This window comes from Coleofasciculus sp. LEGE 07092, assembly GCF_015207375.1.
GTDB lineage: Bacteria > Cyanobacteriota > Cyanobacteriia > Cyanobacteriales > Coleofasciculaceae > LEGE-07092.
Map to the genome: position 1 here is coordinate 1 of NZ_JADEWY010000035.1, position 14274 is coordinate 14274.

Below are 14274 nucleotides of genomic sequence, written 5' to 3' on the forward strand. Positions count from 1 at the left end.
CTCCCCACTCCCCTGCCTCCCCTGCCTTCATTGGTGTTCCAAGTTTTCTGATTGCAGCCAGAATAATCATCACCTTGCCACAGCACAACTTCTTGAAATAAGATGGTAGGGTTCTTTGATATAAACTTGGCAATCTTTATAAAGAATTTCTATAAAAAGTTGAAGAAGCGATCGCCGGAAAACCGACTCTACTTGTGTCTATAGGGCAAGAAGAATTCTGCTGTAGGAGTAATACAGTAGCAGGGTTCCCTACTTTGCGATCGCACCGCCTAGGAGTTAAAGATTCAGGTTTTTCGTTAGGAAAGCAGACGAACACTTAAAAACGGAAAGCGAACTAAAAATCTCCCTATAAAAAATACAATAGAAATACAAAAAGTTTATGGCAGGTCAGAGCAAGGTGCAACAGCCAGCAATTTCGGATAGCCAACGCAGCCATCGGCATATTTTGAAGATGACGTTCGCGCTATCAGTGGGCATCGCGCTGATTTACCTAGCATTCTTAAAACCTGGCATCTGGGGATTCGATGGCAATGATATGCTTAGTGTCTCTAAGTCATTAGTCACCCAGCTAAATTTTACCGTTCCGCCTGGTTCGGGTGCATTGGGTCGTGACGGTCAGTATTACTCAATCCGCTATCCTTTACTGCCGATTCTAGCAACGCCTTTCGTAGCCATTGGACTGGCACTCGGTGAGGGGTTAAACTTACCTGCTGACTACGTGGCAGCAGTTTGTGCCTTGGTTTTATGCGTGCTGCTGACTGCCTTGACTGCGTCATTAGTTGCCCTTGTAGCCCTGCGTCTAGGCAGCAGCACAACTGGAGCTTATTTAGCCGCATTGTGCTTTGCTTTTGGCACAACAGCCTTAGTCTATTCCAGAGAGTTCTTTGCCGAACCCCTGCTCTCTTTCATCACAGTGTCTAGCCTGTACTTAGCGTTTGGCAAAACCAATCGCGCCCATGCAGGGGCTAGTATATTGGCGGGTCTGGCACTCACTGCCAAACCCGCAGGCATCGTAATTGGACCTGTGCTATCTGCCTATTTGCTGCTTAAGCGGTATCCCCTGCGCAATGCTCTCGGTCCGATGCTTGGTACAGTCATGGGCTTTATGCTGTACATGGCTTATAACTACCTGAGGTTTGGCAGTCTGCTCTCTACTGGACAAAATGCCTCAAAATTTGGCTTGGACGGGGTGCTGCCACGCTTCTTGGGCTTGCTGTTCAGTCCGGGAGCAGGAGGAGGCTTGATTTGGTACTGTCCGCCAACTATTCTGGCAATTATCGGTTTTCGCAAAGTGCTAAAGTCCAAGCCCCTAGAAGCATTGGCAGTGGCGGGAATATTTTTAGGCTATCTGGTACTTCATTCCTTTTGGGAATTTGGCGGGTGGAGTTGGGGACCTCGATTTCTAGTGCCTGCATTGCCAGGACTGATGGCTTTGACAGCACTGATTGAGAAGAAATGGTGGAAGTGGTTGATTGCCCTGACAGTACTGGGATTCCTGGCAAATGCCCCCACCCTGGTATCGTACTTCCAGGGCTACTATGCCGAAGCCTTGGATGGCGGCTATATCAAGCAAGCTAGGGCACTGTGGGGTTCACCTGCCGATGCTCCTCTGTTTAACGCTTGGGGAGCTGCTTTCCGACAAATGAGTACGGCTTTGACGACAGATGTTCGGGATGTACTCCGTGAATCCGGTGTACCACCAGAACCCGGTCAGATGGCGAGTGCCGAGTTACTAAGGATTGTGGCGGTGTGGTGGTGGGTTTTGCCTGCTGCTGGTATTCCCATATGGGTGGGGGGACTGTTTGCAGCGTTAATGGTGGGAGTTGGAGTGTGGGTGTTGCGCTGGGGGTGGGGGCAAGCTGATCAAATACCAAAACCCAATGGTAATATCCAGGAATCCGTTAACCTCTAAGCAGACCTGAGGGCATCACTGAAAAGCACCGTTTCATCGTTGCTTATCCTTGTAGGTCAACACTAACGACAATGAAACTGATTATTCAACTCCCTTGTTATAACGAAGAGGCAACTCTAGGGCTAACCCTCTCGGAGCTGCCCCGTGAAGTGCCTGGGGTCGATACAGTAGAGTGGCTGATTATCAATGATGGCAGCCTTGATCGCACGGTGGACGTGGCAAAAGCTTGTGGTGTGGATCATATCGTCAGCTTTGACCACAATCAAGGTTTGGCTAAGGCTTTCATGGCTGGTATAGAGGCTTCCTTAAAGGCAGGAGCGGATATTATTGTTAATACTGATGCCGACAATCAGTATTGTGCTGAAGATATTCCCAAACTGATTGAACCCATCTTAAGAGGTGAGGCGGAAATTGTGATTGGTGCCAGACCGATCCAACAAATCCAACATTTCTCTCCTGCCAAAAAGTTTCTGCAACGATTAGGGAGTTGGGTGGTACGGATTGCTAGTAAAACCAATGTGCCCGACGCGCCAAGTGGTTTCCGCGCCATGAGCCGCCATGCCGCCATACAATTCAATGTCTTTAATGAATACACCTACACTTTAGAAACTATCATTCAAGCCGGACAGAAGGGAATAGCGATCGCTTCTGTACCGATTAGAACCAACGGGTACCTACGTCCCTCCCGTCTTGTCAAGAGCATTTCTGCCTACATCCAGCGATCAATTCTGACCATTGTGCGCATCTTCATGACCTATCAGCCGCTCCGGTTTTTTACAGTTCTGGGGACGGTTCCTTTCAGCTTAGGCTTTATCCTGTGCGTGCGCTGGTTAGTGCTATACGATCCTGATCGAAGCCGTTCTCCCAGCTTAATTGTGGCGGCAGTTCTGATTCTGATTGGCTTTCAACTGTGGATGTTTGGCTTGGTTGCCGACCTCATGGCAGTGAATCGCAAGCTCTTAGAGGATATTCAACTGCGACAGCGGCGCTCTGAAATTGATGCACATAACAAAAACAAGCAGCTATTATGAATTATCCTTTGTGGCAGCGGATTAGGTAACGGATTGACCAATAACTAATGACCAATGACTAACAACTAATGACTAGAGACTTATTTGCCCACGAAGCTTTAGCCCAAATCCCTAAACTCCTCACCCTGCTAGACCGCAACCCCCACAGTCCCACCTATGGTTGCTTTGACCGCAACTTCTGGCAGTACAAAATTATCGACTTTCCTAGCGGTATGGCGCAGGAGTTTGTCTTGCCCCTAGCATTGGCGTACAATACTCCCTTACCGGACAATTCCTTCTACCAAGAGCCAGCAATTCGGAACTGGGTAGAGGCTGGCATTCTCTACGCTGCTGCTAGCGCTCACCCAGATGGGTCTTGCGATGATTATTTTCCTTTCGAGCGAGCGGGAGGAGCGGCAGCATTTTCTCTGCTCGCCTGTATCGAAAGTTACAGCGAACTTGGGCTGAATAATCCCGTTGCCTTGAAATTTTTCGAGAAACGAGCCGACTGGTTAGCACATCACCAAGAAAGCGGACGCCTCACCAACCATCAAGCCTTAATTGTGCTGTGTTTGGATTTGCTCTCTAACCTGTTGCAGACTACCAAGTGGGATAGAGCAAGGGTACATCGTCTAGAACAAGTGTTGTCTTGGCAAAATCCTGAAGGCTGGTTTGTTGAATATGAAGGCTGCGACCCCGGTTATCACACTCTGACTATTTCTTGTCTGGCGCGGATTTATAAGCTCAGACCTGATCCCAGACTAAAAGAAGCGCTAATTAAGGCAGTTGAGCTAGCAGCAGAATTCGTCCATCCCGATGGGTCTTATGGGGGGGAATATACCAGTCGCAATACTTACAATTTCTTTCCCCACGGATTTGAATTAGTAGGAGAGTGGTTTTCAGATGCTCTCCAAATTAATGATCGCTTTTTGGTAGGACTGGCGAACGGTTTGGCTCCTTGCTATGCCGACGACCACATTATCGGACATCATACTTGGAATTATCTACTAACTTGGCGAGATTTTGTCCCAGATAGACCCGCACCAACCCCCCGTCTAACAGGTCGGGTTTGGTTTAAAGAGGCACAAGTCCTAATCGATCGCCGTCAGGATACGGAACTTTATCTGGCATTAAACAAAGGAGGGGTATTCAAGGTATTTCGGGGCAACCAATTAGTAGCATCCGACACTCAATTTTCCCTACAGGTAAAAGCGGGAAGTAAGGTAAAAAACGCGGTTGGTCATCTAGTGGACTCTTATGCCGTTAAGGTCGATGACGATGAAATTATGATTGAGGGGGAATTGGGATGGGCAAAACAGAAGCAAATGACTCCCCTTAATTTGATGATTTTACGACTAGTAATGCTGACAGTGGGGCGGTTCTTTCCTAATTTAATCCGCAAACTCTTGCAAAAAATGCTAATTACGGGAAAAAATAAGGCTCCCTTTCACTTCCGTCGCCGTTTGGAGTGGCAAGACGGACACTGGTATGTCAGCGATGAGTTACAAGCTAAATCTTGGCAGGAAGTCATTGCGGCTGGAATGGGTGGCGACCAAACGTCGATCTACGTGGTGATGAGTCGCACGTTTCAAAAGGGTCAGTTGCAACCTTGGCTTGACTTGACGGATGAAGTTAAAAAACTGGATGGCTATGAGTGGCTGAAATTAGAACGTAATTTTTAAATGTGTCATTAGACTAATAACTAATAACTAATAACTAATCTATGAAACGACTTATTTCTATTGGTGTCAGTCTTATTATTCTAGCGATAATCTACTCCAAGATTGATTTTCCAAAACTTATCGAGGTTTTTAAAGATTGCGATCGCCTTTGGATGGTTATTAGTTTGGGAATGGTAATCCCCTTGACGTTAATTACCTCGTGGCGATTGCAACAACTGATGCCTAGTGGTTCTCGTCTAGGATTTTTTGAGGCAAATCGTTTGATTTTGGCAGCTAGTGTCTTGAATATGGTGCTGCCGTCTAAGATGGGTGATATTGCTAAAGCATATTTTATGAAGCAGCGGGGTCATTTGGCAGGGTCACTATCGTTGTCGCTGGTGATTTTTGAGAAGGCGTGCGATATGCTGTCACTGCTGCTGTGGTGTGCCTTTGGGTTGCTGCTCTATGAACAGAAGGATTGGTTGTTTTGGATCATGACTACTGCGGTAGGAATTGGTCTGGTTATGGGGATATTTCTCCTGGCGTCTCGGAAATTTGCTTATTTTTTCTTTTTGGTTGGCAAGCGATTTGCACCGAAAAAGATACGCTCAAAGTTGGTCAAAATGCAAGAGTCTTGGGGAGAAATGCATGACTACTTTTGGCGCGATAAAAATCAGCTATTAAAAATTACTTCTACGTCAATTTTTATTTGGTTTTTGCACTTGTTGCAAATTTGGTTTTTTATCCTAGCACTCAACGCTTGGACGCCGTTTGTTGCAAATTTGGCGCTTTCGCCCCTAGCAATCTTGGCAGGATTGTTGCCCCTAACTTTTGCTGGAGTTGGTACTCGTGATGCCGCTTTAGTGATATTTTATCAACCTTATTTTGACGCAGCAACAGCGGCAGCTTTAGGATTGCTCTGTACGTCTCGTTACTTGTTACCGGCTATTGGTGGTTTGCCCTTTTTGGGACAATTTTTGTCAACGGTGCGCATGATGAAGTTGGAGAGAGAGGAGTAGGGGGAGCTGGGGTGACGGAATAACTGCTGGGAAAAGCCTTTCGGACAAGCCGATGAACGAATTGAGGATTTTAGTCACGGGTTAAGTTGATACAAATCACATTCTGGATGTGTTAAATATCACAACTTGCCTCAGCACTGCATCACTGATCGGATGGCAAAAAGATTAAAAATTGGACAATAGTGGCTATATAAATTCAGCAACCATCCATGATTCTAAGCCGTGATAGTTTGCCAGCTAATTTTCCCGTATGGGTGGAGTGCTACAAAACTATTTACAAAAACCTTATAAAGCGGACAAGGCAGTTGCAAGCAGCGAATGAAAAATTAGTGAACGAAGTTGCTGAACGTCAACGGATAGAAGCAGTTCTACAGCAAGCGGAAATGAAGTATCGCCGTATCTTTGAGAACGCTGTTGAGGGCATTTTTCAAACAACTCCCGACGGACGCTATCAAGCTTGCAATCCAGCATTGGCAAGAATCTACGGCTACGAATCTGCCGCTCAACTCCTCGAAAATTTGACGAATATCGAGCAGCAGCTTTACGTCGATGAGAATCGACGCCGTGAGTTCATTGAGCAATTGCGCATCTGTGACTCTGTATCTGGCTTTGAATCTCAGGTTTATCGCCAAGATGGCAGTATTATTTGGATTTCTGAGAATGCTAGGGCAGTTCGCGATCGCAATGGTAAGTTACTCTACTATGAGGGCTTTGTCACTGATATTACCCAGGAAAAACGAGCTGAAGAATCGTTACAGCAATCGGAAGCTAAATCTAAAGCCCAAGGGCAGGAACTCGAAGGAGCTTTGATTCAACTGCAAGAAATTCAAAAGCAGTTGCTCGAAAAAGAACACCTCTCTACCTTAGGACAGTTACTCGCTGGTGTTGCCCACGAAATTAACAATCCTGTCAACTTTCTGTGCAATAATTTTCCCCACGCGCAGCAGTACACGGAGGAAATGATAAAACTCCTACGGCTCTACGCCAAATACTATCCCGAACCCGCACCAGAAATTCAACAGCAAGCTGAGGCAATCGAGCTAGATTTCCTGATTAAAGATTTTCCTAAAACTTTATTCTCCATGCAGATGGGAGCTAACCGTATTTACCAAATCGTTCACTCCCTAAAGAGCGTATCGGCAGGAACTGACGAGCAGCAGTCGGTAGATATTCACGCCGGCATTGATAGTACCCTGTTAATTCTCCACTATCGCTTGAAAGCGAAAGGGGACGATGGGGGAATTTCCGTTTTTAAAGACTATGGAAAATTGCCACCCGTGACTTGCTATCCCTGTGCGTTGAACCAGGTGTTCATGAATTTGCTTTGTAATGCTATTGACGCCTTGGAAGAATTAAAGGCTCAACGATTGAATAGTAAAGATTCTGATCAGCACTCTATAACGCCCTCGATTTGGATTCGTACCGAAGTCAAAAATGACGATAATTCCCATCCATGGGCAGTTATCAGAATTACCGATAATGGATTGGGAATGAAAGACGACGTTAGACAACGAGTGTATGAACCTTTTTTTACCACTAAACCCTCAGATAAAGGGACTGGCTTAGGTTTGTCGATTAGCTATAAAATTGTCGTTGAAAAACACGGCGGTAAACTAAACTGTATTTCTACACCTGGACAGGGAACGGAGTTTGTGGTTGAAGTTCCTATAGCAATTCCTATTTAAGTGAAATATATCTAGTTTTCTTGCCTACTCTCTACTCCCTACTCCCTAAAATCCATGACCTTGTTGTAGAAATATTATAGACAACATCTCTACTCATTCAGCATTTAAGAAATCGGCATCCGCTTCTGGGATAGAGGGATTCACGTTGATACCAGAACCCATTTCAAATCCGGCTGGAGTCGTCAGCCTGGGTTTAATTTGGCAATACCAGTGAACTTGGGGTTCATCGGCTTTGTAGCGAGGAGCCGTGTTGATGACGTAATTGTAATCGGGATCGTGTAATTTTTCGTACAGCTTGGTGAGGACGCTCTTTAGGATTAAAGCAAAACCTTCTTTATCTAAATCTGAAATATTGCCAAAGTCCGCCTGATGCTTTTTAGGCATAATCCAAACTTCAAACGGAACATCAGCAGCGAAGGGAACAAATGCTAGAAACAATTCATGTTCCTGAACCACTCGTCGGCGATGGTGCCTTTCAAACTCCAAGATGTCGCAGTACACACACCGCCCCCGAAGATCGTAGTATCGTTGAACCTCTTGCTCTCGCCACCGAACGTTTTGGGGAACCATACCGGTTACGATAATCTGAGAATGAGGATGGGTTAAAGACGCACCGGCTCGTTCTCCATGATTGCGAAAGATAATTGCCATCATATTTTGATGGACTTGCATTAACTCAACGTAACGCTTGTGATAGGTTTCAACAACAGTCTCCACTTCTGGAGTTGACATCGTGGCGATATCTTGATAGTGATCGGGACTTTCAATAACCACGTCATGTTGACCGTATCCCGGCATCGCCACATAAATGCCGTCCTGCGATCGCTCCGTATTCTCGTTTGATGTTAAGGCAGGAAACTTGTTGGGAACAACCCTCGTCTGCCAACCCTCATGATGTTTGCTAGGTATCTCCAAGGAAATTGACGATAACTTGTGTTCATTAGCAGGGCAAAAGGGACAATCTGGTGGTGGGAGGAAAGAGGATTGCTTTTCTCGACTTTTTTGTTGAAAATCGTGAGGGCGTTCACGCCGACTCGGTGCGTAAATCACCCATTCTTTCGTCACCTTGTTTAGCCTGATTTGACCCGATTGCATTGTCTCGATTCTGGCAGCGTTTTAATTATCTCTTATAAGCTGTAACAGTTAATAGAGGAGTGTCACGTATCATAGTGATAATTGGTCATCTAAACCCACATTCCAAGCAGTAAGCTAACTGACAAAAAACCAAGCAGTATCAAATCCCTCAATGTATATAGGATTTCTTAACCCTCAGGGCAACTTCAACTCAAGTGATAGCTATATCACAGAACATTCTGATTTTGGTGGTCAACTAGTTTATGTCAAGCACGTTGCTCTGGCGATCGCTAAACAGGGTCATAAAGTTGATATTCTCACCCGTCAGATCATTGACCCAGACTGGCCCGAGTTTGCGGAACCCTTTGACGCCTATCCGGGGGTGGAAAACGTCCGGATAGTGCGGTTGCCAGCAGGACCGAAAGACTTTCTCCGCAAAGAGTTACTGTGGCCCCATCTGGTTCGAGACTGGATACCCAATATCCTGAAATTCTATCAAGAGCAGGGGCGTCTACCTGATGTCATGACTGCCCACTACGCCGATGGGGGATTGGGCGGCGTGTTAATTGAAGAGGAAACCGGCATACCCTTCACCTTTACCGCTCATTCCCTTGGTGCTCAGAAGATGGATAAACTCAACGTCACACCAGAAAACCTGACTGAACTCAACGAGTACTATCACTTCCGACGCCGCCTACTGGTCGAACGCCTGAGCATGAATCGCTCGGCTATCAACATTACCAATACGGGACAAGAACGCTTCAAACAATATGCTCATCCCGCCTATCGAGGGGCAGTCGATATCAGCAATGATGCTCATTTTGCCGCCATTCCACCGGGAGTCGATCCATCCATGTTCAGTGCCGAGGTTCGCTCCGACAACGAAGACGCTACCTACCAGTTGGTTCAAGAGAAGTTGGCGCGAGACATCAGTGAGTCGCGGCGAGATTTCCCCGTCATCTTGGCATCCAGCCGATTAGATCCCAAAAAGAATCTTTTGGGACTCGTTCAAGCCTTTGCCCATAGCGAAGGACTTCAGGAGCGGGCTAATTTAGTGTTGATTACTGGCGGATTAGATAACCCCTTGCACGAGAAAGCGAAAGACGAACCAACGGAACGAATGGTGCTGTCTCCGATCCGGCAAGTGGTGAATGACAGCAATTTGTGGGGCAAGATTAGCGCCTTTTGCGTTCCTGATCAACCCGCATTAGCCGCTACCTATCGCTTCTTAGCCCAGCGCCGTTCAGTCTTTGCGCTCACTTCACTGTTTGAACCCTTTGGTCTTGCCCCCTTAGAAGCGGCGGCAGCCGGATTGCCAGTCGTGGTGACTCAGAACGGTGGAATTACCGAAAGCCTACGAGACGAGGATGAAGAATACGGTGTTATGGTTAATCCAGAAGACCCGGCTGATATTGCCCAGGGTTTGGAGCGGTTGCTGTACAATCCTCAAGAGTGGGAGCATTTTGCCCGAATTGGTCAGCAGCAGGTACTAAGTAAGCATACGTGGGAAAGCACTGCCAAAGGCTATTTGAGTGTAATTGAGCAGATTTTATCTTCACCAAGGGCAAACCGTTCGACGGAGTTACTCCCCATCCCTCCCTACTTCAGCAATCCCCAGCCCGATAATGAGATTTCTCTGGAAGAATTGAGTCGCCTTTATTTTGGTGGTTAAGCTTTTAATTCTTTGATATTTTCCCGTAGGATAGCCATCTACCTGTCACCCAACTCCAAAAATCCTCTAAAATTCCTGACTCCTACCTCTAATCGCTGTCAAAGGAAAAGGAGAGAGTAATGGAGTCACACGATGAGCGATCCTTACTTGCTAGCAGCAAGTTTATTAACAGTAGGACCTGTATCCGCCCCACCTCCATCAACCCTAGCACCCAATCTCCTCGATAACCTTTCTGGGCTGCTCGCTGCTGCTGCTGCTCGAACTAGGGAATCTGCTGTCACGCACCAGAAGATGGTTCCCCTTGTTGAAACCTCTGTGGTTGAATTTAGCAAACCGCAGGCAACCGCCCCTAGAGCCGTAACAGCTTTGGCGACTAATTTACCAATGCAGCCCAAACCCCAATCAACGGCATTCTCACCAACCTCTGGCACTCAACTCTATTACCAAAGACTAGCTGCTTTAAAAGCAGGCAAGCTTTATACGCGCCTCTCAGCCGATAGCTTCCAATCTGCTTGGACAAAGGGAACGCTTCCCAAACCCACTCATGAACAGTGGAAACGCCTGCTAGAGCAAGAAGCGAAAGCGATCGCTAAAGGACAGGGAGATAATCGCCTCGCTATTTTAGTGGGGGATTCTCTCAGTCTCTGGTTTCCCTCAGAACGCCTTCCAAGTGGTCAATTTTGGCTTAATCAAGGCATCTCTGGTGAGAACTCCAGCCAAATTCTGCAACGACTCTCTGCTTTTTCCCAAACTCGCCCTGATACGATTTACGTGATGGCAGGGACTAACGACTTGCGACAGGGAGTGAGCGATCGCGTCATTCTCGATAATACTCGTCAGATTCTGCGTCGCTTGCGCCAAAATCACCCCCAAGCTCAAGTGGTTGTTCAGTCGATTCTCCCCACTCGGTTGCAGGCAATTCCGAGCGATCGCATCCGTAACCTCAACCAACAAATTGGCGCGATCGCTCAACAAGAAGAAGCGGGATTTCTCAATCTCCACAGCTTGTTTGTCAATGAGGAAGGTCAACTACGACGGGAACTTACCACCGATGGCATCCATTTAGCCAAACAGGGCTATAACGTTTGGCAAGAAGCACTCCAGTATACCCAATCGTGGATAGCCCTGAATCAGAGCGATCGCTCTCCAACGGCATTGGGCAGTAATAGTAATGTTGACTTTTAACAGGACTTCCGCACGATATAAAACTTACGGATACACGGATTGACAAATGAGTTAATCCGTGTATTCCCATCCAAATCCCTAGGGTATGCTGTTCCCATTCGCTGGCTAGACAGCTTGCCGCGAGACAAGCTTTTCGATATTGGCTTGGGTTTGCTGCAAGAACTGCTCTCGACTATCCGCTGCCTTGGTGAGAGTCGGCACTAAGTTGCGGGCTTGCAACGCCATGTGAAGCTGTAGTTGAGCCACGTACTCACTAATATCTTCATGAAAAAAAGTATTGGGGGTTTGAGCAGAATGCAAATCCAAGGTGTCCTCCTTATCTTAATTCCGTGCTTTTGCTCAACAAAGACTTCATAGAAGTTAGCACGCTGTTGGGGGTATCTTCTGAATCTGTAATAAATCTGCAATGAAGTTTAAATATTTTGCCTGGTAATGTTAAGAAATATTTTGACAGAGGGACAGACTGTGGCTTGACCTGACCCATAGGAGTAGCTCTCGGCAGAGGTGAAGAGGGAAATCCCCTGCTATACTCGCTGCTATTGCCAACATTAGCGGGGTGGGTGTCACATGGAACAGGTGCTGGAACGTTTATCGGAAAGTCCGATTTTTGGGTTTACGATTCTCCTGTTTGTCATTGTTACCATCCCTCCCCTTTTCGAGCGGCTGCGCCTGCCTGGGCTGGTGGGATTGCTAGTGGCAGGAGTAATACTCGGTCCAGATGCCTTAGGACTTCTCGATCTCAAAAGCGATTCGATGAAGCTGCTATCGGACATTGGCAAAATCTACTTAATGTTCGTTGCTGGGCTAGAAATTGACTTAGTACAATTTCGCAAGAACAGAAATCGCTCTTTGGGTTTTGGTCTTTCTACATTCTTAGTCCCCCTAATTGTTGGCACTATTGTAGGGCGAATCTTCGGTTTTGGTTGGAACGCCTCAATTTTAATCGGTTCCCTGTTTGCTTCCCATACCCTTTTGGGCTATCCCATCGTCAATCGGTTGGGGTTGGTTGCCAATGAAGCCGTTACCGTCACAATTGGGGCAACTATTTTTACGGATATCGCGGCGCTTTTGGTGCTGGCGATTTGCGTCTCGATTCATGCTGGCGAGTTCTCGCTAGCCAGTTTGATCGTGCGGTTGGGAGCTTTGGGACTGTATTCGCTCCTGGTGCTGTTTGGCTTTGGTTGGGCGGGAAAAGAATACTTCCGCCGCACGGGTGACGAACAGAGCAATCAGTTTTTGTTTGTGCTTTTAGCTGTTTTCCTGGCATCAGTGGGAGCGCAGGTTATTCAGATCGAAGAAATTGTCGGCGCATTCCTAGCGGGGTTAGCGGTGAATAATGTGGTAGGGCATGGTCCGGTTAAGGAAAAAGTTGTGTTCGTTGGTAGTACGCTGTTTATTCCCTGCTTCTTTGTGGGTATGGGTTTGTTGCTAGATATTCCAGTCTTTATACAAACCCTCAGTTCGGATTTTGGGCTAACGCTATCCATTGTTGTCGGGTTGATTGTTAGTAAGTTTTTGGCGGCGTTGATCATCAAAGTGATCTACCGCTACAACTGGAACGAAACTATCACGATGTGGTCTCTTTCCATGCCCCAAGTGGCAGCAACATTGGCAGCAACGCTGGTGGGTTTCCAGGTAGGGCTACTGACAGAGGCAGTTTTTAACAGTGTAATTGTTTTGATGTTGGTGACTTCTCTGGTGGGTCCAGTTCTGACAGCTCGTTATGCAGCGAAGCTACCTCTACCCAAGTCGAATATTGAGACGGACAGGAGTTTGATTTGGTGGGAAGCCCAAGAGGAAGAACTGGCGCTGGAGAAAGGTGTTCATCAGTTTACAGTAGTCGTCCCCATTTCTAATCCTCTCACGGAACGGTATTTAATTGAAATTGCAGCGCTGTTGGCTCACCACGAGTCCGGTGTAATCGTGCCGTTATCGATCGCAACGGCTAACGTTCACATGGATGAACCTCAGATTAATGTAGCGCTCCGGCAGAGTCAGCAGTTACTTAATCGGGCTTTAGATGTCAGTAAAGAGTTTAAGGCTGACGCCAGACCAAAAATCCGCATTGACGATGATATTGCTCAGGGAATTAGCCGCACCGCTCGAGAAGAAAATGCAGGTTTAATTGTAATGGGGTGGAGCGAAACTATGGGCTTACGAGCTCGCTTGTTTGGCAATGTGATTGATAGTGTCTTTTGGGCGTCCCACTGTCCGGTAGCCGTTATGCGCCTGCTGAAGGAGCCGATTGAAATTCGGCGTATTTTAGTGCCAGTGAAGAACTTAACACCTCAGACGGTGCGGACGGTGCGGTTTGCTCAACTAGTTGCCGATACCAATCAGGGGCAAATAACTTTATTGCACGTTTGCGATCGCCGCACTCCACCGGAGCAGATTGCCCAGTTTAAGACTGAACTGTTAAACATTCTCTCTCAAGCTGGACTTCAGGTTAAGACCAAAATTAAAGCGGTTGCCCACGATGATGTGGCGCGGGTAATCCTTAAAGCCGCTCAATCTTTTGACTTAGTGATTTTGCGTTCGGTACGCCGTCGCACGGCTGGGGGCTTGACGGTGAGTGATGTCACAACTCAGGTGATTCAGGAAATTACCTGTTCAATGGTGTTGTTTGGAGAACCTCACTCTTGATAGTTAGTTATTTTACAATGTTTTCTATTTTGATTGTTATTTTTTATCGTTTAGTTAAGCTACGACTTTCAGTTTTTGGGGCTGAATCAATGTCTCTCTTTTAGGAACAAAACGAGTTGAACTAGCGAAGAGAGAAAGATTTAATAATTCTGAATGCCTATTTAAGGAAATCCCTTCCCTACATTCAGGCATTTCTTGGTAACAATGAGGGCAAAACCAGTAACGTTTGCTAGAGCGAATGTGACGGAGTAAGGTATTTGAACAACAAAGGCACGTATGGCTTGACATGATCTCAGCTCCTCTTTAAGCTTAGCTGCAAGTACTCTTTCCAGTATTTTTCAGTAGGGCGGAACCTTTATCCGATGCAGGTTCGCGTCTCAGCTTTGAAGCTATAGTTAGAGCGTATGATACAA

General features: G+C 46.7%; 10 protein-coding genes. 8 read left to right on the forward strand and 2 right to left on the reverse strand.

Going from position 1 to position 14274, the window contains the following annotated elements; genetic code table 11:
- Positions 1 to 379 precede the first annotated feature (379 nt).
- The 5 genes from IQ257_RS10865 (at position 380) to IQ257_RS10885 (ending at position 7287) form a co-directional block, all read left to right on the forward strand.
- Positions 380 to 1912 (forward strand): hypothetical protein, encoded by a 1533-nt coding sequence (locus tag IQ257_RS10865; RefSeq protein ID WP_193933038.1) that lies wholly within the window; start codon positions 380 to 382, stop codon positions 1910 to 1912.
- 71 nt (positions 1913 to 1983) lie between these two features.
- Entirely contained in the window at positions 1984 to 2943 is a 960-nt protein-coding gene (locus tag IQ257_RS10870) for a glycosyltransferase family 2 protein (protein WP_193873459.1), read from the forward strand.
- A gap of 68 nt (positions 2944 to 3011) precedes the next feature.
- A complete protein-coding gene (locus IQ257_RS10875) occupies positions 3012 to 4604 on the forward strand; it encodes a hypothetical protein (RefSeq protein WP_193873458.1) in 1593 nt (530 codons plus the stop codon).
- A 41-nt stretch (positions 4605 to 4645) separates the two neighbouring features.
- On the forward strand, positions 4646 to 5602 hold the full coding sequence (locus tag IQ257_RS10880) for a lysylphosphatidylglycerol synthase transmembrane domain-containing protein (protein ID WP_193873457.1): 957 nt from the start codon (positions 4646 to 4648) through the stop codon (positions 5600 to 5602).
- Positions 5603 to 5811: 209 nt separating this feature from the next.
- Positions 5812 to 7287, forward strand: coding sequence for a sensor histidine kinase (locus IQ257_RS10885; RefSeq protein ID WP_193873456.1), 1476 nt, complete (start codon positions 5812 to 5814; stop codon positions 7285 to 7287).
- A 93-nt stretch (positions 7288 to 7380) separates the two neighbouring features.
- Here the strand turns inward: IQ257_RS10885 and galT are convergent, their stop codons facing one another.
- Complete coding sequence (gene galT, locus IQ257_RS10890; protein ID WP_193873455.1) at positions 7381 to 8382, reverse strand: galactose-1-phosphate uridylyltransferase; 1002 nt, start codon at positions 8380 to 8382, stop codon at positions 7381 to 7383.
- A gap of 151 nt (positions 8383 to 8533) precedes the next feature.
- Between galT and IQ257_RS10895 the strand changes: the two genes are divergently transcribed.
- Both IQ257_RS10895 and IQ257_RS10900 read left to right on the forward strand, forming a co-directional pair.
- Positions 8534 to 10033, forward strand: coding sequence for a glycosyltransferase (locus tag IQ257_RS10895; protein WP_193873454.1), 1500 nt, complete (start codon positions 8534 to 8536; stop codon positions 10031 to 10033).
- A gap of 132 nt (positions 10034 to 10165) precedes the next feature.
- Positions 10166 to 11218, forward strand: a complete 1053-nt coding sequence (locus IQ257_RS10900; protein WP_193873453.1) for a GDSL-type esterase/lipase family protein — start codon at positions 10166 to 10168, stop codon at positions 11216 to 11218.
- A 105-nt stretch (positions 11219 to 11323) separates the two neighbouring features.
- On the opposite strand, the gene IQ257_RS10905 is transcribed toward IQ257_RS10900, so the two are convergent.
- The gene (locus IQ257_RS10905) at positions 11324 to 11524 is read right to left on the reverse strand and encodes a hypothetical protein (protein WP_193873452.1); all 201 of its coding nucleotides are present in this window, start codon (positions 11522 to 11524) and stop codon (positions 11324 to 11326) included.
- Between the two features lie 261 nt (positions 11525 to 11785).
- On the opposite strand from IQ257_RS10905, the gene IQ257_RS10910 reads away from it, so the two are divergent.
- A complete protein-coding gene (locus IQ257_RS10910) occupies positions 11786 to 13861 on the forward strand; it encodes a cation:proton antiporter (protein WP_193873451.1) in 2076 nt (691 codons plus the stop codon).
- Positions 13862 to 14274: the final 413 nt, after the last annotated feature.

Excerpts from the sequence above, each read along its gene's own strand:
- IQ257_RS10865 (WP_193933038.1), top strand. The coding sequence starts at position 380 with ATGGCAGGTCAGAGCAAGGTGCAACAGCCAGCAATTTCGGATAGCCAA.
- IQ257_RS10870 (WP_193873459.1), top strand. The coding sequence starts at position 1,984 with ATGAAACTGATTATTCAACTCCCTTGTTATAACGAAGAGGCAACTCTA.
- IQ257_RS10875 (WP_193873458.1), top strand. The coding sequence starts at position 3,012 with ATGACTAGAGACTTATTTGCCCACGAAGCTTTAGCCCAAATCCCTAAA.
- IQ257_RS10880 (WP_193873457.1), top strand. The coding sequence starts at position 4,646 with ATGAAACGACTTATTTCTATTGGTGTCAGTCTTATTATTCTAGCGATA.
- IQ257_RS10885 (WP_193873456.1), top strand. The coding sequence starts at position 5,812 with ATGATTCTAAGCCGTGATAGTTTGCCAGCTAATTTTCCCGTATGGGTG.
- galT (WP_193873455.1), bottom strand. The coding sequence starts at position 8,382 with ATGCAATCGGGTCAAATCAGGCTAAACAAGGTGACGAAAGAATGGGTG.
- IQ257_RS10895 (WP_193873454.1), top strand. The coding sequence starts at position 8,534 with ATGTATATAGGATTTCTTAACCCTCAGGGCAACTTCAACTCAAGTGAT.
- IQ257_RS10900 (WP_193873453.1), top strand. The coding sequence starts at position 10,166 with ATGAGCGATCCTTACTTGCTAGCAGCAAGTTTATTAACAGTAGGACCT.
- IQ257_RS10910 (WP_193873451.1), top strand. The coding sequence starts at position 11,786 with ATGGAACAGGTGCTGGAACGTTTATCGGAAAGTCCGATTTTTGGGTTT.